21 protein-coding genes are annotated in these 22,144 nt (G+C 67.7%); 4 read left to right on the forward strand and 17 right to left on the reverse strand.

Translation table 11 applies throughout. From position 1 onward, the window contains the following. Positions 1-551: 551 nt before the first annotated feature. Entirely contained in the window at positions 552-2,042 is a 1,491-nt protein-coding gene (locus QE454_RS11585; RefSeq protein WP_307455294.1) for a zinc-dependent metalloprotease, read from the reverse strand. 127 nt (positions 2,043-2,169) lie between these two features. Here QE454_RS11585 and QE454_RS11590 point away from each other — a divergent pair, with 127 nt between their 5' ends. Beyond that, positions 2,170-3,297 carry a PDZ domain-containing protein gene (locus QE454_RS11590; RefSeq protein WP_210074430.1) on the forward strand — a complete coding sequence of 376 codons (1,128 nt, stop codon included), beginning with the start codon at positions 2,170-2,172 and terminating at the stop codon, positions 3,295-3,297. Between the two features lie 48 nt (positions 3,298-3,345). Further along, a complete protein-coding gene (locus QE454_RS11595) occupies positions 3,346-6,291 on the forward strand; it encodes a UPF0182 family protein (protein ID WP_210074431.1) in 2,946 nt (981 codons plus the stop codon). 570 nt (positions 6,292-6,861) lie between these two features. Here the strand turns inward: QE454_RS11595 and QE454_RS11600 are convergent. The 7 genes from QE454_RS11600 to idi are packed head-to-tail and all read right to left on the reverse strand — an operon-like array spanning position 6,862 to position 12,449. Further along, positions 6,862-7,755 carry a prenyltransferase gene (locus tag QE454_RS11600; RefSeq protein WP_307317367.1) on the reverse strand — a complete coding sequence of 298 codons (894 nt, stop codon included), beginning with the start codon at positions 7,753-7,755 and terminating at the stop codon, positions 6,862-6,864. After that, a complete protein-coding gene (locus tag QE454_RS11605; protein ID WP_307455288.1) occupies positions 7,752-8,066 on the reverse strand; it encodes a lycopene cyclase domain-containing protein in 315 nt (104 codons plus the stop codon). The genes QE454_RS11600 and QE454_RS11605 overlap by 4 nt, the downstream gene beginning before the upstream one ends. Further along, a complete protein-coding gene (locus QE454_RS11610) occupies positions 8,063-8,413 on the reverse strand; it encodes a lycopene cyclase domain-containing protein (RefSeq protein WP_307455286.1) in 351 nt (116 codons plus the stop codon). The genes QE454_RS11605 and QE454_RS11610 overlap by 4 nt, the downstream gene beginning before the upstream one ends. A 1-nt stretch (position 8,414) precedes the next feature. Continuing rightward, the gene (crtI, locus tag QE454_RS11615) at positions 8,415-9,971 is read right to left on the reverse strand and encodes a phytoene desaturase family protein (RefSeq protein ID WP_309668654.1); all 1,557 of its coding nucleotides are present in this window, start codon (positions 9,969-9,971) and stop codon (positions 8,415-8,417) included. After that, positions 9,968-10,837, reverse strand: coding sequence for a squalene/phytoene synthase family protein (locus QE454_RS11620; protein ID WP_210074439.1), 870 nt, complete (start codon positions 10,835-10,837; stop codon positions 9,968-9,970). Before QE454_RS11620 ends, crtI begins: the two co-directional genes overlap by 4 nt. Then, positions 10,834-11,901 (reverse strand): polyprenyl synthetase family protein, encoded by a 1,068-nt coding sequence (locus QE454_RS11625; protein ID WP_307455284.1) that lies wholly within the window; start codon positions 11,899-11,901, stop codon positions 10,834-10,836. The genes QE454_RS11620 and QE454_RS11625 overlap by 4 nt, the downstream gene beginning before the upstream one ends. Continuing rightward, a complete protein-coding gene (gene idi / locus QE454_RS11630) occupies positions 11,898-12,449 on the reverse strand; it encodes an isopentenyl-diphosphate Delta-isomerase (RefSeq protein ID WP_307455282.1) in 552 nt (183 codons plus the stop codon). Before idi ends, QE454_RS11625 begins: the two co-directional genes overlap by 4 nt. A 111-nt stretch (positions 12,450-12,560) precedes the next feature. Between idi and QE454_RS11635 the strand changes: the two genes are divergently transcribed. Next, positions 12,561-12,992 carry a MarR family winged helix-turn-helix transcriptional regulator gene (locus QE454_RS11635; RefSeq protein WP_307455280.1) on the forward strand — a complete coding sequence of 144 codons (432 nt, stop codon included), beginning with the start codon at positions 12,561-12,563 and terminating at the stop codon, positions 12,990-12,992. Here the strand turns inward: QE454_RS11635 and QE454_RS11640 are convergent. The 8 genes from QE454_RS11640 to QE454_RS11675 form a co-directional block, all read right to left on the reverse strand. After that, positions 12,976-13,641: an SUMF1/EgtB/PvdO family nonheme iron enzyme gene (locus tag QE454_RS11640; protein WP_307455278.1), complete on the reverse strand. Its 666-nt coding sequence runs from the start codon at positions 13,639-13,641 to the stop codon at positions 12,976-12,978. The genes QE454_RS11635 and QE454_RS11640 overlap by 17 nt on opposite strands. After that, entirely contained in the window at positions 13,638-14,558 is a 921-nt protein-coding gene (locus tag QE454_RS11645; protein ID WP_307455276.1) for an SMP-30/gluconolactonase/LRE family protein, read from the reverse strand. Before QE454_RS11645 ends, QE454_RS11640 begins: the two co-directional genes overlap by 4 nt. Positions 14,559-14,607: 49 nt before the next feature. Further along, entirely contained in the window at positions 14,608-15,096 is a 489-nt protein-coding gene (locus QE454_RS11650) for a hypothetical protein (protein WP_307455274.1), read from the reverse strand. A gap of 133 nt (positions 15,097-15,229) precedes the next feature. Beyond that, positions 15,230-15,742: an LPXTG cell wall anchor domain-containing protein gene (locus tag QE454_RS11655; RefSeq protein ID WP_307317340.1), complete on the reverse strand. Its 513-nt coding sequence runs from the start codon at positions 15,740-15,742 to the stop codon at positions 15,230-15,232. A 220-nt stretch (positions 15,743-15,962) separates the two neighbouring features. Next, entirely contained in the window at positions 15,963-16,856 is an 894-nt protein-coding gene (locus tag QE454_RS11660; RefSeq protein WP_309668656.1) for a DUF4012 domain-containing protein, read from the reverse strand. Position 16,857: 1 nt separating this feature from the next. Then, positions 16,858-17,793, reverse strand: a complete 936-nt coding sequence (locus tag QE454_RS11665) for a DUF4012 domain-containing protein (protein WP_309668657.1) — start codon at positions 17,791-17,793, stop codon at positions 16,858-16,860. A 54-nt stretch (positions 17,794-17,847) separates the two neighbouring features. Beyond that, positions 17,848-19,347 (reverse strand): polysaccharide biosynthesis tyrosine autokinase, encoded by a 1,500-nt coding sequence (locus QE454_RS11670; RefSeq protein ID WP_307455270.1) that lies wholly within the window; start codon positions 19,345-19,347, stop codon positions 17,848-17,850. 153 nt (positions 19,348-19,500) lie between these two features. Then, positions 19,501-20,121 (reverse strand): low molecular weight phosphatase family protein, encoded by a 621-nt coding sequence (locus QE454_RS11675; RefSeq protein ID WP_307455268.1) that lies wholly within the window; start codon positions 20,119-20,121, stop codon positions 19,501-19,503. Between the two features lie 204 nt (positions 20,122-20,325). Between QE454_RS11675 and QE454_RS11680 the strand changes: the two genes are divergently transcribed. Further along, complete coding sequence (locus tag QE454_RS11680) at positions 20,326-20,994, forward strand: CPBP family intramembrane glutamic endopeptidase (protein ID WP_307455266.1); 669 nt, start codon at positions 20,326-20,328, stop codon at positions 20,992-20,994. A gap of 122 nt (positions 20,995-21,116) precedes the next feature. On the opposite strand, the gene QE454_RS11685 is transcribed toward QE454_RS11680, so the two are convergent. Further along, the gene (locus tag QE454_RS11685; RefSeq protein WP_307455264.1) at positions 21,117-22,121 is read right to left on the reverse strand and encodes a polysaccharide pyruvyl transferase family protein; all 1,005 of its coding nucleotides are present in this window, start codon (positions 22,119-22,121) and stop codon (positions 21,117-21,119) included. Between the last annotated feature and the right edge of the window lie 23 nt (positions 22,122-22,144).

Raw genomic sequence — 22,144 nt, forward strand, 5'->3', positions numbered from 1 at the left:
TGCGGGGGTCGACCCGGTGCGCGGCCAGCAGCACCACCCGTGTTCCGGGAGCGACGCTCTCGGTCGCCGTCCCCGCCCACGCCACGACGCGGGTGCGCGGGGGCAGTGCCGCCAAGACGGCTCGGGCGGCTCGCGGCGGCAGGTCATCGTCGACCTGAAGGGCGAGGGGCGGATGCCGTGACCTTCGCGCCAACGCCGGAGCCACCGCCGCGAGCAGAGCGTCGGCGGCTCCGTCCTCGGCCCCGTGCACGCGGGCGAGACCCCGGACCGCGGCCGCACTCGTCCCGTCCGCCAGTGCCGCGACGACGACGTCGACCCACGAGCCGGTGAAGGGTGAGACGGCTACCGCGGGGGCGCCGAACTGCACACTCCCATCGGAACGCCACAGCGGGGGAGCAGCGGAATCGAGTCTGATCATCGCCCGATCATCGCGTCTCCGGAGATCCCGGATGCCGTTGTCCCCAGGGCGAAAAATGCGTGACGCCCGTGTGGAGGAATGTCATCCTCCCCACGGGCGTCACGACACGACGGGCTTCAGCCCGCCGGAGTGTTCACACCGGCCGCTGATCTCCCGGCGCTGCTCCGTCGTCGTCGCCGCCGAGGGGACCGTCGCCATGCTCCCGCGTCCCACCCGCATCCGTGCCGTCGTCAGGGGTCCCGGCATCCGGGCTCCCGCTTCCCGAACCACCGTCGCGCCGCTCGCCGTCGGCCTCTTCGGCCAACAGCTGCGCGAGGGCGTCGTCCATCGCGTCCGACGGAGCCGCTTCTCCGCGGGAGGCCGCGGTCAGTCGCGCGATCAACGCCGCGGGGTCGTCGATGTCTTCCGACGAGGGCATGAGGTCGGGGTAGTCCCACAGCCCGTCGCGATTGTCGACGCCCACGGCGTCGGTGACGGCGCGCCACATGGCCGCGGCTTCGCGCATGCGGCGGGGGCGCAGTTCGAGGCCGACGAGCGAGCCGAGCGCCTGTTCGGCGGGCCCGCCCACCGCGCGACGACGACGAACCGCCTCGGCGATGCGAGCGGCGGACGGCAGGCGCGAGGTCGCGTCCTCGGTGACCACGTCCACCCAGCCTTCGATCGTCGCGAGCAGGTTCTCGAGGCGCGTGAGAGCCGCGGTCTGCTCTTCGGAGCGCTCGGGCAGCAGCGCACCGCTCTCGAGGGCGCCGCGCAGCTCTTCGGGCTGCGAGGGGTCGAAGCGCGAGGCGAGGTCCTCGAGGGCGTCGGTGTCGACGCGGATCCCGTGCGCGAAGTCGCGCACCTGCGAGATCACGTGCAGACGCAGCCAGCGCGCGTGACGGAACAGGCGCGCGTGCGCCAGCTCGCGCGTGGCCAAGTACAGCGCCAGCTGATCCTCGGGGATCTCGAGGTCGCGGCCGAAGTCGGCGAAGTTCTGCGGGAGGATCGCCGCGGCGCCGTCGGGCATGACCGGGATGCCGACATCTCCACCACCCACGACCTCGGTGGACAGCCGGCCGACGACCTGGCCGAGCTGCGTGGCGAAGAGCGAACCGCCGACGGTGCGCATGAGGCGACCGGCACCGGCGATCATGTCCTGCATGTCGTCGGGTGCCTGCTGGCCGAGGGCGGCGGTGAGCGCGTCGGCGATGCTCGTGGCGACGGGTTCGGCGAGCTCCTGCCAGATCGGGAGGGTCGCACTCACCCACGCGCCGCGCGTGACGGCGCGCGGGGGACGTGGCAGGTCGCTGATCGAGGTCGCCTCGCCCAGCCACAGGGCCGCGAGGGTGAACGCCTGGTCCAAGTCGGTGCGCTGACCGGTGGTCACGCCGAGGCCGTCCTGGTTGGCGATGTGCAGGGCCTGGCGCTCGGCCAGGCTCCAGTCGACGCCCTCCTGGGTGCCGGCGAAGGCGCCCTGCAACTGGTTCATGACGGCCTGCAGCATGGCGGGGTCGATCTGCATGCCCGACAGACGGGAGAGCTGCTCGGGGTCGATGCCGCTGACGTCTCCGGACATGAGACGGCGCATGAGTTCCTGGAACTCGTCCTCGGGGCTCCGGTCGCCGCCGGGGTTGTCGTCTGCCACGTGAGCCGCCTTTCAGCCAGGTCTGGGGGAACGGGTTCTACGCTAGTCGCACGCTTCCCCGCATCAGTCGGCTCGGCCCCCGGGCCGCTTACGCCGCGCGCGAACGACCCGGCAAAGGATTGAGACCGTGACCCTGTTCGATGAGAACGTCTCCGTCGTGCCCGCCCCGCGTCAGCGGTGGCGGCGCGGCACCGTCGTGGGCGTGTGGTCTCTCACCATCGCGGTCATCGTGCTGTTCGTGATGACGTTCCTGCCCTCGGCATACGTCATCCAGCAGCCGGGCCCGGTCTACAACACCCTCGGCACCACGGCCTCCGCCGACGGCCAGCAGGTTCCGCTCATCTCGGTGCCCGAGGGCGACGAGAAGGACTCCACCAGCAGCGGTCAGCTCGACCTGCTCACCGTGCAGGTCAGCGGCAACCGCGAGCACACCCCGTCGTGGATCGAGCTGGCCTCGGCCTGGTTCGACAGCTCGCGCGCCGTCGTGCCGATCGATCGCATCTTCCCCGCGGGGCAGAGCACCGAGCAGCGCAACAGCGAGAACGCCGCCCTCATGACCGACTCTCAGCTCGAGGCGAGCGCGGCCGCTCTCCGCGAGCTCGGCTACGACGTCCCGCAGCAGATCGCGGTCGGCACGATCGACGACTCCGGCGCCGCGAAAGACAAGCTGCAGCAGAACGACGTCATCACTTCGGTCGACGGCACTGCCGTCTCGAACATCGACGACATCCGCGCCGCGGTGCAGAAGGCCGCGGGTCAGGCCGTGAGCGTCGGTTACGAGCGTGACGGCACGGCATCCACGATCTCGATCACTCCCCGTCAGACCGAGGTGAACGGCCAGACGCAGTACCTGCTGGGCGTGGGGCTGATGATGACGTTCGACCTCCCCGTCGACGTGAAGATCCAGCTCAACGACGTCGGCGGCCCCAGCGCCGGCATGATGTTCGCCCTCGGGATCATCGACAAGATGTCGCCCGGCGACCTCACCGGCGGCCAGCACATCGCCGGCACCGGCACGATCGACGCCGACGGGAACGTGGGCCCGATCGGCGGCATCCGTCAGAAGCTCTACGGAGCACGGGATGCCGGGGCCACCTGGTTCCTCGCCCCCGAGGAGAACTGCAACGAGGTCGTGGGCCACGTTCCCGACGGCATCCGAGTGTTCTCCACCTCGACCTTGAAGCAGTCGCTCACCGTGCTCGAGACCATCCGCGACGGAGGCGATCTCGACGCCCTGCCGACGTGTACTTCGTGATCGATCTTTCACGGCGAACCCCAGGCAGGGCGCGCCTAGGATGGACGGGTGACCACGACCTCGGCGCCGAATCAGGCCACGCCCCCTAACCGCTCCCGACGGATTATCTCGATCACCCTGGCGGTGATCGCGGTTCTCGTCGTGGCGTTCTTCGTCTTCGCGAACCTGTACTCCGACTGGCTGTGGTTCTCGCAGCTGGGCTTCACCACCGTGCTGACCACCCAGTGGCTCGGCCGCAGCGTGATGTTCGTGGTCGGTTTCCTCGCGATGGCGTTGCCCGTGTGGGGTGTCATCCAGCTCGCCTACCGGCTCCGCCCGGTGTATGCGCGTCTGAGCTCGCAGCTCGACCGCTACCAGGAGGTCGTCGAGCCGCTGCGCCGCCTCGCCATGTGGGGCATCCCGATCTTCTTCGGCTTCTTCGCCGGCTTCGCCGCCTCCGCCCAGTGGGAGACCACGTGGCTGTGGCTGAACGGGGTCTCCACGTCCACCACCGACCCCCAGTTCGGTCTCGACACCGGTTTCTATCTGTTCGGGATGCCGTTCTACGCCGCTGCCCTCGGGTTCGCGTCGGCCGTGGTGCTGGTGTGCCTCCTGCTCACGGGTGTGGTGTCGTACCTCTACGGCTCGGTGCGGGTCGGCCAGCGAGAGCTCCGCATCTCGAAGGCCGCGCGCATCCAGCTCGCGATCCTCGCCGGTGTGTACCTGCTGCTGCAGGGTGCGAGCCTCTGGCTCGACCGTTTCCGCACGCTCGTCGAGCCGTCGGAGCGCATCACGGGCCCCGGTTACGTCGGCACCAATGCCGTCATCCCCGGCCAGACGATCCTCGCGATCGCGGCCGTCATCGTGGCCCTGGCGTTCTTCGTCACGGCCTTCCTCGGTCGCTGGCGCTACCCGCTGATCGGTACCGCGCTGCTGGTCGTCTCGGCGATCGTCGTGGGAGCTGCCATCCCGTGGGCGGTCACCACGTTCCAGGTGCGCCCGAACGAGCTCGCCCTCGAGAGCCAGTACTACCAGCGCAACCTCGACGGGACGAAGGCCGCCTACGGCCTCGACAGCATCGAGAAAGAGAACTTCCAGGCGACGACGACTGCGCAGGCGGGTCAGCTGCGCAACGATGCCGAGTCCACCGCGCAGCTGCGCATCATGGACCCGGCGATCATCGGGCCGACGGTCCGGCAGCTCGAGCAGTACCGCGCGTACTACCAGTTCAACACCCCGCTCGACGTCGACCGCTACACGATCAACGGCCAGACGCAGGACGCGGTGGTCTCGCTCCGCGAGCTCAACATCGGCCAGCTCGGCGACGCGGCCTCGTGGCAGAACACGACCCTCGTCTACACCCACGGATACGGCATGGTCGCAGCCGCCGGTAACGAGCGCACCGCCGACGGCGACCCGGTCTTCCTCGAGCAGGCCATTCCCGGCACCGGCTTCCTGACCGACCTCAACTACGAGCCCCGGGTGTACTTCGGTGAGCAGTCGCCGCCGTACTCCATCGTCGGTGGACCCGAGGGTGGCGAGCCGATCGAGCTCGACTACCCGCTCGGTGCCGACGGCGGTACCGAGACGCGTACGACCTTCGCCGGCAACGGCGGACCGAGCGTCGGAAACGTCTTCAACCGCCTCATCTACGCGCTGAAGTTCCAGTCGGAGCAGATCCTCTTCTCGGACTACGTCAACTCCGACTCGCAGATCCTCTACGACCGTGATCCCAAGCAGCGCGTGCAGAAGCTCGCGCCGTACCTGACGCTCGACAGCGACCCGTACCCCACGGTCGTCGACGGACGCATCAAGTGGGTCATCGACGGCTACACCACGAGTGCGAACTACCCGTACTCCTCGGGCGTCTCGCTGTCGCGGGCCATCGCCGACTCGAACAACCCCGCTCCGACCTACGCGCTGGACGACATCAACTACATCCGCAACTCGGTCAAGGCGACGGTCGACGCTTACGACGGCTCGGTGAGCCTGTACGCGTGGGACGACCAGGACCCGCTGCTCAAGGCGTGGCAGAACGTCTACCCCACGACCCTCAAGCCGTGGACCGACATGTCTGCCGACCTCATGAGCCACGTGCGCTACCCGACCGACCTCATGAAGGTCCAGCGCTCGATGCTCGGTGTCTACCACGTCGATGACGCCCGTTCGTTCTTCCAGCAGGACAACCGTTGGACGACCCCGAACGACCCGCAGGACCCGGCGACCTTCCAGCCGCCGTACTACTTGACGATGAAGATGCCGAACCAGGACGACCCGTCGTACTCGATGTTCACGAGCTTCATCCCGGCATCCCAGGGCGGACAGGCGAGAAACGTGCTCACGGGCTACCTCGCCGTCGACTCCAACGCCGGTAATCAGCAGGGCACCAAGCGCCCGGACTACGGCAAACTCCGGATGCTCGTCATCGATGCGTCGACGACGGTCCCCGGACCCGGCCAGGTGCAGAACACCTTCGACTCCGATACGAACGTCTCGTCTCAGATCAACATCTTGAAACAGGGGCAGTCGCAGGTGCTCAACGGAAACCTGCTGACGCTCCCGGTCGGCGGTGGCCTGCTGTACGTGCAGCCCGTGTTCGTCCAGTCGTCCGGTGATACGAAGCTGCCGCAGCTCAGACGCGTGCTCGTCGCGTTCGGTAACAAGATCGCGTTCGAGAACACGCTGAGCGAGGCACTCGACACGCTGTTCGGCGGTGATTCCGGAGCCAACACCGGCGACGAGACCGTCACTCCGAGCGACCAGAACAGCGGCACGGGCGGATCATCGGGTACTCCGGCTCCGACGGGCGACTACGCGGCCGCTCTGCAAGAGGCGCGAGATGCTCTGACCGCGCGTCAGGCAGCGCTGACCAGCGGCGACCTCGCGGGCTTCGCGACGCAGGATGCCCGTCTCACCGCGGCGGTCCAGCGCCTGCTGGACCTCGAGTCCCAGGGCCAGGGCGGCACGGCGACCACCTCGCCGACCCCCGCCCCCTCGGCTACGCCCGCCGGCTGACCGACCCCTCGACGCCCGCGTCCCGCATCTTCGCGGGGCGCGGGCGTCGTCGTTTCGCGCGGGCCGTTCCCGTCGCGCCGGACCACGTCATCCTGGATGTGCCGCGGTCGTCACCCGTTCGAGTGCCCAGAACACGCCGCACGCCGCGCCCCTGGCGTGTCATGGACACTCGACGCCGGGGTGTCGGCATCCGGTCCCGCGCCGTGCCCGTGCCCGCGACCGCGACACGCTGAGCGCTCCGCGGCTGTCGCTTCGTTGAGTGTCCAGAACACGCCGCATGCGTCGCCCTGCACTCGGCGTGTCTTGGACGTTCAAGGCCGGGGTTCCGGCATCCGGACCCTCGTCCCGCTCCGCGCCCGGCGTGCCGGCGCCCGGCCCGCGCCGGTCCCGCGTCCTGCGCTGTACCCGCGGTGCACCCCGCGTGAACGATGTTGAGTGTCCATAACACCCGGACGGTTTCAGATTTCGTCCGGGTGTTTTGGACACTCAACGGGGGACACCGGATGCCGGCGCCCGCCCGCCGCGCGGAACCCACCGCCCCTCGCACGCCCCCGCGCGCGCCGCCCGCACTCACGCGGTGAGGAACCACCACCAGATCAGCAGCATCGTCGTGCCGAAACCGGCGATCTGGTTCAGCCACAAGAAGCGGTTCCAGCCCGCGGTGGCGCGGTCGCTGTCGGCATCCGTGACGTTGCGGTACGGCCAGCACACCACCAGGTAGGGCACCACCAGCACGGCGGCCAGCGGGCCGGGCCAGGCGGTGAACAGCATCGCCACACCGGCCAGGGCGTATGCGACGAGGGCGAAGCGCACGGTCCATCGGGCTCCGCGGGCGGTCGCGATCGACGAGATGTCGGCGGCTCGGTCGGCCTCGACGTCCTGCACGGCGCCGAAGGCGTGAGAGGCGATACCCCACAACGCGAAAGCGACCAGCACGAACACGAGCTGCGGCGTCCACACGGCTCCGGCGAGCACGAGCCCGTACACGGCGGGCGAGAAGAAGTGGATGCTGCTCGTCATCGAGTCGGCGAACGGCCGCTCCTTGAGCCGCAGGGGCGGCGCGGAGTAGAACACGACGAAGAACAGGCTCAGCGCCAGCACGAGCCACGACAGCGGCGACCCGATCACCACCAGGTACGCCACGAACGGCAGGCAGGTCAGCGCCGAGGCCCACAGCGTGATCGTGTGCATCCGTTTGTCGAGCACGGCGCCGTGCGTGCCGCCCTTGCGGGGGTTGCGCAGGTCGGACTCGTAGTCGAACACGTCGTTCACGCCGTACATCGCGAGGTTGTAGGGAACGAGGAAGAACAGGATGCCGATGATCAGCGGCGCATCGATCGTCCGGGTGGTCAGCAGGTAGGCGGCGGCGAAGGGAAACGCGGTGTTGATCCAGCTGACCGGTCGCGACGACACGAACAGCTCCCGCAGCACGCGGCCGGGGGTGAGGGCGGCGGGGGCGGTCATGCGGTTTCCTTCGAGGGCAGGGGAGCGAAGAGGGTGTGCAGCGCCGGTAGCAGGAATGCCGCACACAGGGGATAGGCGAAGTCCTCGATGGGCGCGAGCCCGAGCTTCAGGCCGCTCAGGTGCTCCTGAGGATACGAGAACAGGTCGACGGCGATCATGAGGTTGTCGAACACGAGCGTGAGTGCCACCAGGACGAGTGCGGTGAGACCGGAAGATGTCATGCGCTCCCGGAACCGCGGCCGCTTCACCGTTGCGAGAGTGACGATGACGGTCACCACGACGAACGGCAGCACGATGAGCGGATACGTCACTCGGGTCGCCTCTCGACCGCGGCGGCGTCGGAGCGTCGAGACGCCGCCCGCCGCTCGAAGACTGCGAACATCACCACCGCCAGGTAGCTCAGGAACAGCAGGAAGAACACTTCCTCGAGCGGCAGGTGCGGCGCGAGCACGATCCCGACGAACAGCGGGCTCTCGCCCTTCACGAACACGCCCGTCACGATCCCGACGAGGTCCCACGCGAGGAAGAACACCGTTCCCCCGAGCACGGCCAGAACCGTCCGCCGCGGGGCGACCCGCAGCGCGAGCGAGTACTTCCAATCGATCAGCATCATGCCGACCAACGAGAAGAGGATCGCGCCCAGGTAGATCCCGGGCATGTCAGACCGCCGCGCGCGCGGGTTCCGCCAGGGGACCGGCTGTGGTGTCGCCCGTCAGGCGCTTGACCACGAGTTCGGCCGAGATGAGGCACATCGGCAGCCCGATACCCGGCAGCACCGAGGTTCCCGCGTAGTAGAGGTTGTCGACCTTGCGCGAGCGGTTCTTGGGGCGGAAGATCGCGCTCTGATTCAGAGTGTGCGCCAGTCCCAGCGAGTTGCCGTGCCACGCGTGCAGGTCTTCCTTGAAGTCCTCGGGCGCGATCGTCTTGCGCACGACGATCCGTTCGGCCAGATCCGGGATGCCGGTCCACTCGCCGATCTGGGCGATGACACGGTCCGCGGCTTTCTCGATGCGCTCGTCGCCGGCGCCCGAGACGCCGCCACGCCCGCTGTCGGGGTCGGCGGGTACGGGGACGAGGACGAACAGGTTCTCGTGGCCCTCGGGGGCGACGGAGTCGTCCGAGGCGCTGGGGCGGCAGATGTAGATCGACGCGGGGTCGGGGATGCGCTTGTTCTCGCCGAAGATGGCGTCGAAGTTCGTGTGCCAGTCGTCGGTGAACAGCAGCGTGTGGTGGGTGAGCTGCGGCAGCTCGCCCTTCACTCCGAGCAGCAGCAGCAGGGCGCCGGGGCTCGGCACCTTGTCCTTCCACCACTTCTCGGGGTACTGGCGGTCCTTCGCCTCGAGCAGATCGTTCTCGGTGTGGTGCAGATCGGCGCCCGAGACCACGGCATCCGCTGCGATCACTCGACCGTCGGCGAGCCGCACGCCGTGAGCGGTGCCCGACTCGGTGATGATCGCCTCGACGGGGGCCGAGGTCTCGATCGTGACGCCGCGCTCGCGCGCCAGCTTCTCGATGGCCGTGATGATCTCGGTCATGCCGCCCTTGGGGTAGAGCACGCCGTCTCCCAGGTCGAGGTGGCTCATGAGGTGGTAGAGGCTCGGCACCTCGAAGGGTGATCCGCCGAGGAACACCGCGGGGTACGCGAGGATCTGCTGCAACCGGGTGTTCTTGAAGTCCGTGGTGACGCGCTTCCACAGCGTGCGCGTCAGCAGCGGGATCAGGGTGGGAAGGCGTTTCACGAGCGCGGGGTCGCGCAGACCCTTGGTCGACGAGTAGGGGTCGTAGAGGAACTTCGACGTCGACAGCTCGTAGGCGTCCTTCGCCGAGTCGAGGTAGGCCTCGAGGTTCGCACCCGAGCCGGGCTCGTGCTCTTCGAACAGCGCGCGCACGGCCTCGCGGCCCGAGACGATGTCGATCGGCTCTCCCTTTCCAGGAGGGCCGTAGACGCGGTACGCCGGGTCGAGGCGCACCAGGTCGAGTTGTTCGTCGGCGCTCGTTCCGAGCAGGCGGAAGAAGTGGTCGAACACCTCGGGCATGAGGTACCAGCTGGGTCCGGTGTCGAAGCGGAAGCCGTCTTTCTCCCACGAGCCCGCGCGGCCACCGAGGGCGTCTCGCGCCTCGAAGAGGTGGACGTCGTGTCCTCGGTCAGCGAGGAGAGCTGCGGTACCGAGACCGGCGATCCCGCCTCCGACGACGACGATGCGCTGGGCGCTCATGAGCGTGAACCTTTCGGGGGGCGGCCCAGGAGGGCACGGGCGGCGAGGGTGGCTTTGACACCGTCGGGGACGCGGACGCGCGGGGCGCCGGCGGGGGAGGAGCGAAGGCGTCGAGACAGCTCGGCGAACAGGTCGTGCGCCGTCGTGACGGCGGCGCGGCAGTCGGGCGGCAGATGGGGGATGACGGATGCCGCGGCGGCGAGGTCGGCGTCGATCCGGTCGAGCACGGCCACACGTCGTTCGTCGTCGGCGGCGCCGTCGAGGTAGTCACGGCCGAGGCGGGTGGCGTCGTCGGCCAGGTCGCGGAGGAAGTTCACGTCCTGGAAGGCCGCACCCAGGCGCCGCGCGCCGTCGACCAGGTCGGCGGCGGGCTTCGCGGGGGCCGACATGCCCGCGTTCAGGAACACCTGTAAGCACATCAGCCCCACGACCTCGGCCGAGCCGTAGACGTAGGCGTCGTGCGACAGATCGTCGTGTGCCGCGGTGTCGAGGTCGGTGCGCATCGACGCGAAGAACGGGGCGATCAGCTCGTCGGTGATCCCGCACTCGCGCGCTGTCCGGGCGAAGGCGTGGACGACGAGGTTGGCGCTGAAGCCGGTGGCGATGGCATCCCGAACCTCGCTCTCGAGGCCGTCGAGCACCGCGCGCTCCCGTTCGGGGCTGAGGCCGGCGTCGTGGGCGGGTCCGTCGACGATCTCGTCGGCGACGCGGACGAGTGCGTAGATGTTGCGCACGTGCGGGCGAGGACGAGCACCGAGCAGGCGCGCGGCGATGCCGAACGAGGTGGAGTAGCGGTTGATGACCGCGGCGGCGGCGTCGTCCGCCGTCTGGGAGTACAGCTCGAGGCCCGTGGGCGCGTGACTCACGGAATGCGCTCCTGCACGGCGCGCACCAGGCCGCGGAGCATGTCTCGGCAGGCCTCGGGCAGGGTCGACGCCTCGATGATGCCGAGCGTGTCCTCGAGGGTGTCGAAGATGAGGCACTCGAGATCGGCGCGGGCGCCGGACAGCGCCAAGGCGTCCTGCGCCGCGCGTACGGCGATGGGGCCGGTGTGAGCCTGGGCGAGAGCCTCGCTGACCTCGGGCCAGTACGGCGACTGGCGCGCGAGCGAGATGAGGTGGGTCTTCTTGGCTTCGCGCAGGTCGCAGCCCTCTTCTTTGCCCGAGAGGGAGGACGAGCCGAACGCGCCGATCAGATCGTCGACGAGCTGGTACGCCAGCCCCAGCTTTTGGCCGAATCGCTCGAGCGCGTAGATCGAGGGGGTCGGTGCTCCGGCGATGAGGGCTCCGGCCTGCAGCGGCGCCGAGAACGAGTACGCGGCGGTCTTGTCGCGCGTGGTTCGCAGAATGGCGTCGGCATCGACTTCGCCCGGCGAGACGGAGTGCTCGACGTCCGAGAGCTCGCCCATGGCCGAGATCAGCACGGCGTCGTCGAGCATCTCGAGCAGCGGCAGGCGCATGTGATCCGGAAGCTGCGCCAGAGCGATCATGCGACCGGCCTCGTGCAGCAGCAGGTCGCCGGCGAGGATAGCGGCGGCGTCTCCGAGCAGGGCCGAGCCCTCGGCATCCGCGCCCTTCTTCGCCCCGCGGTCGCGGAACTCGCCGGCCACATTGGGCAGGCCGCGGCGCTCGGTGTCGTGATCGATCACGTCGTCGTGGATGACGAAGGCGGTGTGCAGCAGTTCGAAGGCCGCGGCCACCTGGTACACACCGATGCGGTGCTCGTCGTCGCCGCCGAGAGTGCTGAAGGCCGAGACCACGAGAAGGGGGCGGAAGCGCTTGCCGCCCTCGGTCGCGCGACGGATGGCGGATGCCAGGTATCGAGCGCCGTCGCCGAGGTTGGTGGAGCGGCGCTGGAGGCGGGAGAGCGCACCATCGATCTCGCGGTCGATGCCCTGGCGGGCGACGGGGGAGGAGTCGAGGCTGATCATGAGGCGCGCCTCACCTGTCGGGGGGTCTGGAAGAGATGCAGCTGCTGCGCCTGCAGCACGAGCCACGGGCTGAAGGCCCAGGGCGTGGACTCGAGGGAGGACGCCAGTTCGAGCGGGTCGACCCAGCGGAACTCGGCGACCTCGTCGGGGTTGGGCTCGGGGTCGACGTCGGCGCGGGCGATGTAGACGGGGCAGATCTCGTGCTCGACGATGCCGCTGGCATCGACCGCCCGGTACCGGAAGGTCGGCAGCGCCAGTTCGAGATCGCGGATCGCGAGACCCACCTCGAATTCGGCTCGGCGGTGGACCGCCGACAGCGCGGGCTCGGAGGGGCCGGGGTGCCCGCAGAACGAGTTGGTCCAGACGCCGGGCCAGGTCTTCTTGTGCAGCGCGCGACGCGTGACGAGGACCTCGCCCGCGGTATTGACGACATGACACGAGAACGCCAGGTGCAATGGGGTATCGGTGTCGTGCACGGTAGCCTTGGGCGCCGTGCCGATCTCGTTTCCGAAGTCGTCCAGGAGGACGACATACTCGGTCTCGCTCATCGTGCCTCCCGTTTGCTAGTTTAGCTAGCGATGTAGCCTTGACTATACCGACGCCGAAAGGGGGTGTCCACCGTGACGAAAGCCGTGTCGACCTCTGGTACGAGGCCCGCCGTGACCCACACATTACGCGCCGTTCAGACACTCAGCGATGCCCTCGACCGCATGCATTCGGGCATGAAAGGCGAGATGGATATGAATGCCAGCGACCTCGCGACGCTGCGCATGCTCACCATCCGCGAGCACCGCGGTCAGATGGTCAGCCCTCACGACGTGGCGACCCACCTGCGCATCTCGACGGCGTCGACGACGAAGCTCATCGATCGTCTGGTCGCCTCGGGGCACCTGGAGCGTCTTCCGCACCCCTCCGACGGGCGCGCCCGCGTGGTGGTGCTGACCGAGAAGTCGCGGCGCGAGTTCTTCCAGCATTTCGGCGTGCACCTGGGCGCCATGCGCGACGTGGCCGACCGCTTCGACGACGATGAGCTCGAGACCATCAACGCCTTCCTCGACTCGCTCACCGAGTCGATCACGACAGAGGACTGACGCGGTTCGTCCCTCGCGCCACGCGCACGCCCACGTCGTCGAACGCCTCCCGCTGCAGCCCACCCCGCCGTGCCGCCGCGCGCACCTGTGCCGGCGCATCCGACCACCCGCCGCCGCGGAACACGCGCGCGTCGCTCTCGCCCTCCGGGTCGTACGGGTCGGCGCACCATTCCCATACGTTGCCCAGGGTGTCGAAGAGTCCGTGGAGGTTCGGCATCCGTCCTCCCACCTCGGCGGGAAAGCGCAGGCCGTCAGCGGCTGTCCACGCCACTTCGCGGACGGGTCCGTAGGCCGACGACGTCGAGCCCGCACGGCAGGCGTACTCCCACTCGTCTTCGGTGGGTAGGCGGAACCCGTCGGAGTCGGGGTCGCCCGTGACGACCTCGCCGTCGAACGAATAGACCGGGTCGAGTCCCTCCCACTCGCTCAGCGCGTTGCACAGTCGAATCGCCCGCAGCCAGCTCAGGTGCGTCGCCGGTCGCCGCGGATAGCGAGCGGGGATGCCGAGCAGCTCGGCCATCTGCTCCTCGGTGATGGGGTAGACGCCGATCTCGAAGGCGTCGACGACGATCTCGCGCCGCTGCGCCCCACGGAGATCGCCACGCAGCACGCGGCCCGCGGGGATCCGCGCCATCTCGACGTCGGTCACGACAGCTCCACCATCCACAGGTCGCTGTCGCCCGTGACGAACAGTCGTTTCTCGTCGGCGTCGAATGCGCAGTTGCTCACGACGTGCGGGGTGGGGATCACGCCCAGGCGTGCGCCCGTCTCGTCGACGATGACCACGCCCGCCTCGCTCGAGATCCAGAGCCAGTCGCGACTGTCGACGACGAATCCGTCCGGGATGCCGGCATCCACCGTGGCGAAGGTGCGCGGCGCGCCGACCGCCTGGCCGTCCCAGTCGCACGCGACGACGCGCGGGAGGGCGTGGGCGTTCGACTCCGCGACGTAGAGCGTCTTCTCGTCGCGGCTGAAAGCCAGACCGTTGGGCTGGTCGAGGTCGATCATGCGCTCGAGCCCGTCGCCGTCGCGCCAGCGGTACACGCTCTGGTGGCGAAGCGCGGGATCGGCCGGATACCCCTCGCGCGGGTCCGAGATGCCGTAGGTGGGGTCGGTGAACCAGATCCAGCCGTCGGATGCCACGACCAGGTCGTTCGGTGAGTTCAGCGGTTCGCCCTCGAAGGCGTCGACCAGCAGCTCGGTGCCGGTCTCGTCGGTGCGACTGATGCCGCGGCGACCGTGCTCGGCCTGCAGGAGGCGGCCCTCGGCATCCATCGCGTTCCCGTTGGCGAAGTTCGACCGGTCGCGCACGGTGACGATGCTGCCGTCCTCGCGCCAGGCGAGGGTTCGGCGACCGATCACGTCACTGAACACCAGGCAACGCTCTTCGGGCCACCAGACCGGACCCTCGGCCCACGTGGCGTCGGCGTACAGCGACAGCAGGCGCGAACTGCTCGGCAGGACCGCGGCGAGCCGCTCGTCCCACACCCGCGGGCGTGCGACCTCGACCGGCTCGGGGGAACGAGGGCTTTGCAGGATCTGACCGTCGAGGAAGATACGGGGCATGACACAAGTCAAACGTGTGCGCGGGGTGGGGCGAGCCGGGTTGACGGGCTCAACCGAAGGGGTGGGGAGTCGGCGCGGCCGGCGACGACGCGAACTGGACGAGCACCTGCAGGCACGGCTCGTCTCCGACGGTGCCCGAGAGGTGCCCGGCCGTGCCGTCGACCTCATCGGTGTCGGTGTCCTGCCCGAAATGGATGTCGCCGGGGCCCATCTCGACACGCGAGCCGTCCTGCGTCTCGAGGAACCAGCGCCCCCGCAGCGGAATCACCCACTGCGGATGAGGCGACGGATGCCACTGCCCCACCCACCCCACCGGCAGCGCTGCGAACAGCACCGCCGACACCTCGCCGGGGAAGGGCCGTATCCACTGGGGGTCGGCACCGCCGCCCACGCTCTGCAGTCCGAAGCCGCGCAGTACCGACTCATCGAGACGACTCTTGCCGTCGAGCCCCGTCCACATGTGGACGAAGGGCAGCGTGGGCGGGGTGTCGGCGTCGCGTCCGTCGTTGTCGAGGGCCGTGGTGGTGGTCGTGTCCATGCGTCGAGTCAATCGCGCGCGACGCGGGGGAGCAGAGGGTTGACGACAGGGGCGGATGCCGGGTGCCGGCGCCAACGATGAAGGGGCGCCGCCGACCGAAGTCGACGGCGCCCCTTCAGGAACGCGGTGTGCGTCAGGCCTTGCCCTCGGCGCGGTTGCGACGAACCGTGGTGGCCACGGCGATCGTGCCACCGGCGAGAGCGAGAGCGCCGCCGCCGACCCAGAGGCCCAGCATCGAGCTCGCGTCGAAGCCGGTCGCGGGGAGGCCGGTGCTGCCGCCCGCGTTGTTGCCAGCGGTGCCACCCGTGGGGGTAGCGGACAGGGTGTAGGTGCCGCGACGGTCGGCGGGGAGCGTCACGCTGACGGTTGCGGAGCCGGAGGCGTCGGCGACCTTCGTGATCGACTTCGAGCTGACGGGCAGGTTCGCCGTGGCGAGACCGGCCTGGTTGGCGTTGTAGCCGACGAGGATGAAGTTGACGGTGGCGCCCGGAGCGACGTTGAACGTGACCGGACCATTGTTGGTGATCGTCACGGTCTGCGTGCCGGGAGCGGTGGGGACGTATGCCTGGGCCACGGCGGGAGCTGCGAACAGCAGCGCGCCGGCGAGGGCGGCGGAGACGCCAGCCTTCTTGAGGGAGAGCTTCATGAGTGCCTGCTTTCGAATCCGGGCTACCGGGAGGTGGTGGTCCGCGTCCGTGCTATCCCGATGGAGCTGCAAGGGGAAGGACAACAATGAAGCGGTGGGCTGCGATGAGACCCTTTCTGAGTATTGCCCATGCGTTCCCTGCATTGCAAACTAGCTAGGTTTCCAGTGCGTAAATTTCCGCTGACGCGCAATCTGAGGCGCTTTTACGCAGTGGCATTGTTCACTGAAGGGTCGCCGCCCCCGACGTTTCGCAGGCTGCTTTCACCGTCGGATCCACTTCGGCGTCGGCGGTGGGCGTGACGAGAGCTTCTGCTTTCGACGCCGTCGTCGTCGCGCGGACGGTTACGGTGAAGTCGGCGGACGCCTGCGGAAGAAGCTGGAACCCGAACGTCAACACCTGTCGTCCTTCGAACGACCCGGTAGGAGACACCGTTCCCGCCGCAGTACTGCCGGACACGAGTTCGTACCCTTCGGGGAGGTAGACGTTGCTCACGACCGTGGCGGTTCCGGGCGCGGTGCCGAACGCACCGTTCGCGGTGACGTACTTCGGCAGGGATGTGGCCGCGTCGGCCGGAGCGGTGTTCGTGAAGTTGACCCGCAGGGTCAGCTGACGCTGGCCGTTTCGTCCGTCGGGTTCGCACTGGTCCCAGACGAGCGAAACATCGGGCTTGACGTAGTAGCTCATCTTCGAGCCGCCACCGTCGTTGAGGTATACGCCGAACCGGGCCGTGTCGCCATCTGTCGCAGGCAGCTCGCCTGCAACGGACGATCCTTCGAGAAGGGCTTGCTCTTCGGGATCGGCGCTCCACATCAACACGCGGCGTTGATCTGCCGCGGTTGCGAGGCTGGTCAGGAGGCTCACCGTCGAACCTCGGCCCTCGAGGAAGGCGTGGAAGACGGCCCCGGTTGCGCCGGCGAAGAATGCGTCCTGTGCGGCGGGCTCCGTGTACCGCTCGTACACAGAGCTGAGCAGCGTCGTCACGGCGTTGTCTGCGGACAGCGTCTCGCCGTCGGGCAGCGCGACAGGTCCCGTTGCGCGCAGAAGATAGGACAGAACAACCGGGTCGAGAGCGATTACGCCGTCGACCTCGACGCCGGTTCGTTGTTTGTACATCTCACGGGCCAACGGGCCCGTCAAAGGTGAAGTCCGGTATCTGCGTGAGGTTCTGGAAGAAGCGCGCGGGGCGGGTCTCGTAGATATTCTGCACGTCGGCAGGAAGGTCTACGACCGGATTCTTGATGCCATTCGACAGTGAGGTGCCGGATTCGGTGTTGGCGAGGCTGATCGCGCCCCGGTCGGTCTTGAGCAGAATCGCCGTCCCGGCGATACCGCCCAACGATCGCCACTCTGCATTGTTCTGGACCAGAACCAGGTAATCGCGTTCACCGTTCTGGCCCAGAACATCGGGAAGAAGACGTGTCGCGCGCGACAGCGCATCGAGACTGTTCGCCGCCTGCTCGAAGACGCCGGTCGACTTCTCCACCGCGCGCCCCAACACACCCACGAGAGGCGTACGGTTCACGCCCTCAAGCTCCTCGGCGGCAGCCGCGGCCGCTGCGGCGGCAGACTGGGCTGGTTGTGCGAGGACGGCGAGGCCGGTCGTATCGATACGACCGTCGACCGGCTTGAGCGCATCGAAAGAGGTGTCCTGCGCCGCCGTCACCAGGGGTAAGAGCGCGTCGCTCAGGAGGGCGTCGCCTGCCGATGCGACCGCCGCGAAAGCCTGCAGTTGCGGGCCGACCCATGGCGACCCTTCGGCGAGATGCCAGATCGGATCCGACGTGAGGTCATGCGCGGCTGAGGCGTCACTTGCCAACCGGGCGAGGGTGGCTCCCGCGGCGCCCGGGTCGGACGCCAGCGCCGAGGAGGCCTCGCTGATTCCGGCTTCGATACGTGAGAGATGTTGATACGCCATCCACCCGCGTATGCCCACCCAGGTAGCGAAGACAACGAGGAGGACGATGAACGCACCGACGATCCAGGCAACGATGCGACCGGCCACCAGCATCGCCGGGGGCAGGGGGGAGGAACTCACGCTGACGCCCTTCATCTCGACTTGGTCGCAGGTTCAGTTTCTCGCCGGGACCCGAGGTACGAACCCGGTTCAGGTTTCGCGCTGCGCTTCGCGTGACGTGCGACGCGGAGAGAAGCCCAGTTCGTCCAACGAGAGGTCGTCGGAGCCGGCCGTGTCGGCGACGCTCTTGTCTCTCTTGCGAGAGAACCGGCTGGTCTTGGCCGGCATCTCGCGATAGCCGTAGCCATAGCCGTATCCGTAGGCCGAGTAGTAGGAGTCCGGCCCGCGCGTCGGGACCATCGACATGATGAAACCGGCGAGCTTCGCCCCGACGGTGTTGAGCGCCTCGGTGGCTCCTGTCAGCTGGTGCTTGGTGGTCTTTCCCGCGGAAACGACCATCAGCGCACCACTCGTGGCTCGGGCAAGGATCGCGGCGTCGGTGACAGGCAGCAACGGGGGAGCGTCGCAGAGGACGACGTCGAAGTCCCGTTCGAGCATCTCGAGCAGCATGGTCATCTGATGGGACCCCAGCAGCTCACTCGGGTTGGGTGGGATCTTCCCGGCGGGCAGCACATAGAGGCTACGGCCACCCCAGGGGAGCATGACCTCGTTCACTTTGGCGCGGCCGATGAGAACGTCGGTCAACCCGGCTCCGCCCTCGATGCTGAGGTACTCAGCGACCTTGGGCTTGCGGAGGTCGGTGTCAAGCAGCGCGACTCGCTTGCCGGCGTCGGCCAGTGCGATTGCCAGGTTGATCGTGGTCGTCGACTTGCCCTCGCTCGGAATCGAGCTGGTCACCACGAAGCTCGAGCGCCCACCCATGTCGAGGAACTGAAGGTTCGTCCGAAGGGCGCGGAACGACTCGGCACGCGGACTCAGCGGATCCGCGTGAACGATGAGAGGGCGTTCCTTCGCTTTGGCGTCGTACGCGATCGCGCCGATGGCGGGGGCGTGCGTCACCTGCTCCGCGTCTCGCGGCGTCCGCACACGATTGTCGAGCGTCGTCCTGAGCACCGCCGTTCCCAAGCCCAGCACTAGTCCGACGAGCGTCCCGAGGAGCAGATTGAGCGCAACGTTGGGCGATGTCGGCTCGAGCGCGGGCTGCGCGTCGCTCACGCGAGTGAGCCGAACGGGGCTCGCGCCCCCGTCGACAGCAGGCTCAAGCTGCGGGACGACGGTCGACAGGCTCGTGGCGACGGAATTGGCAATCAATGATGCTCGTGTCGGATCAGAATCCAACACGGTGATCGAGATCAGCGTCGAGTTCAAAGCCGCGGCGGCCTTGACCTCCTTCGAGAGTGCTTCAGCCGTCGTAGACAGCCCCAACTCTCCGATGACGGGGTCTAGCACACTCGGTGTGGCGACCAGCCCCACGTATGTATTGATACGGGCTTGCGTGAATGTCGATCCCTGCTGCAGCTCCGCTGTCGTGCTGCCCCCCTGGGTGGAGACGAAGATCGTGCTGGAAGATTCGTAAGCGGGCGTACGCGTCAAAGTGAACGCCGTCGCCCCCGCCAATCCGAGCATCGTGAGCACCAGGATGAGAAGCCAATTCTTGCGGAGGATGCGGATGTAGTCGCTGAGCTCCATGGTGCCTTTCGAGGACGCGCTGTCCAAACAGGACTGCGCTCGGGGGTCAAGCACATTGTGACACAAGGAATGAATTGAGCTGGGTGAGCACCTGATCGGTTCGCGCCTGCGTCTCCCGGGAATCGGTAAGGGAGACAAAAGAACGGCGGATCTTCAGATTGTCCGCTCGGGTGCCTCCTCGCGGAGCGCGAGGCGTGCGAGTCGCTCAACGGCTGGCAGCGCCGAAAGAATCTGGGACGCCGACCTTTCGTATGTATTTCTGGATCGACGGTACGGGTCCACCACGTCGTCGTCATCGGGTGATGCAGGTGGTTCGACCAAACCGCGGCGGGTAGCGGCGAAGGTGAGCATCTGCGCGGCCCGTGATCCCGCGCTCGAGTCGCTCGAGCGCTCTGCGACATCGAGCAACGTATCGTCGCCCACTCCGTCGACGAGACGGGCTAGCTCGCGCAGCGTGAAGGCACGGCTCATCAATCCTGGTTGCAACTCGACGATCTGGCGCCGGTGACTTCGGTCCATCGCGATCGTCCAATCCGCCCAGAGAAGCTGTCTCGCATCGAGCAGGGTCGCTTCGTGACCCGCGAGGCCCTCGGGCTCGCATCCGTTCTGCAGGGCCAGGCGCACGGCCTCGGACGTCATCGGCTCACCGCTTCGCGCTCGCGTGCCCGCGCTGGCCACTCGAACGCGACTGTTCATGAGGCGGCTCGCCAAGAGTTTTTCGGCGAGCGGTGAACGGCAGATGTTGCCGGTGCAGATGACGAGGATGTTGAGCATTGCTGTCCTCACTCTGTGCGAATGGAATTGGGTTCAGACTCTGCCCGGTATGTTGACGACGTGCACATTGAGCTTAACGACGGTGATGAGCTGTCGTCGCGCACGAGCCATTCCACCGTTGGAGCATTGGACGCTCGATCACCGCGGCCGCCTCGTCGTGAGCCGCGACGAGGCCGAACGGACTGGCGACTCGGCGGTCGAGCCGTGAGCAGATGGAACAAACGCGTCCTCGTGGTCTCACTGGGTGGTGCGGTGTTCGCAATCGGTGCAGGACTGCTTGCGCGTACTTTATGGCCCGCGAACAGCGGGTCTCTGTCGCTCTTGCTCACATGGCTCGGATTGGCGTCTGCGATCGTCTACGCGTTCGCGCGGGGGAGGCCCGCAGGGCTCACGCGACTGCGGCCTGTCGATCTCGTCCTCGCGGTCGGTCTGGGGGTTGGGCTGAGGCTTCTACAGGGAGTGGTCAGCGGAACGAGCTCGACAGCCTTTCCTGAACCCTTCTCACCCACCGACCTGGACTTCTCGTCTTGGCTGTGGGGCGAGTTGCTCCCTGCAGGGTTGGGTGGACCCGTCGTCGAAGAGCTCTTCTTCAGAGCGGTACTGCTGGTGTCCGTATTTCAGGCCCTTCGACGAACCCTCGGATCCTTGTCTGCGGGGGTCACAGCGCTCCTGATCTCGGCGGGCAGTTTCGTATTGCTTCACTCCGCCTTCGCGCCGGTGGCCCTCCCCGAGGGGATCATGCTTTTCGCGCTCGGAGCCACGTGTGCCGGCCTCGTCCTTCTGACGGGACGGATATGGGGGGCAGTTTGTCTTCACATTGTGTACAACGTCACGTTCCTGCTCATATCCTTGGCCGGTGGCTTGCTGGCCTGACAATCGCTGAGTCGACGTCGGCTGCGCCGAATTCCGACGACCTCGCGGGCACGTTGGAAAATGGCGCATGACGAACAAAACCGACCGGCAGTGGTCGGTGAGCTGAGCGGGGCCTTGCATCCTCACCAGGGTGTCGGCGGGGGGTCTGTGACTGCACGGCTCGCCACCGCTCCGAGCGCCCGGAGGATGGCGGGTTCTAGGATCGTGCGGTCACTCGCCTCCGCCATGTCGAGAGAGCGGAACCCCAGCCTTGCTGCCTGCTGGGCGACCTTGGGGTCGTATGCGATTCCCACAACGGGACGTCCCATGCTGGCGCCGAGGAGGCAGCCATGCAGGCGCATCGAGATCACCGCTCGACTTCGAGAGATGATCTCCTCGACCTCTCGTGCCCGTTCAGGTCCCACGATGATGTGCGCACAGTCGAACAGCGGTCGTAGCGCCTCGCGGTCGTCGTCGTCCCTCATCCCACTCATCGCGAACAGAGCGACGCGGAGTTTGCGGGATTTCACGACAGACGCGATTGACCGCGCGATCTCAGCCACCGCGTCGGGGCTTGACGAATACTCCCACTGACGGAGGTTTATGGACAGGTCGAACTCGATGTCCTGCGAATCCTCCGCTTCGTCGAGCCTTTTCCACGTCACAACGTCACCCGACACCTCGATCGACGATTCGGGTACGCCTATGTCTACGAGTCGTTTCTTCGACTCGTCATCGCGCACGTGAGTGAAGGACGCGCGCGCCAGCGCCGATCGGTAGTCGCGCGCCGTCCTGGAAGATCTGATGGGGCCCACGCCAAGGCCGATGAATCCATATGGCCTCTGCAACGAACATGCGACGTGCGCGATGCGCGTGAAAGGACGGTAGAAGTGCGGGCGCCTGTCGTCGAGCAGGCCGCCCCCTCCGATCAGAACCCAGTCCGAGTGAGCAACCTCGCGGATGACTCCTGCCCTGCTCCGGATGGAGCCGCTCAACACCACACCTGGACCAACGGCCTCCAGATCGGGGCCGCCGACCAGCCGCGACGACGCCCCTCCCGCTGCTGCCCACTCACGCAGGCGCAGCGCGATCACGTCGTCGCCGACGTTCGACCATCCCGCTGCTCCGACGAACAACACTCGTTTCATGGCAAACCTCGAAGCTCGAAGGG

Origin of the sequence: Microbacterium sp. SORGH_AS_0454, assembly GCF_031453395.1 — a bacterium.
Taxonomy (GTDB): Bacteria; Actinomycetota; Actinomycetes; order Actinomycetales; family Microbacteriaceae; genus Microbacterium.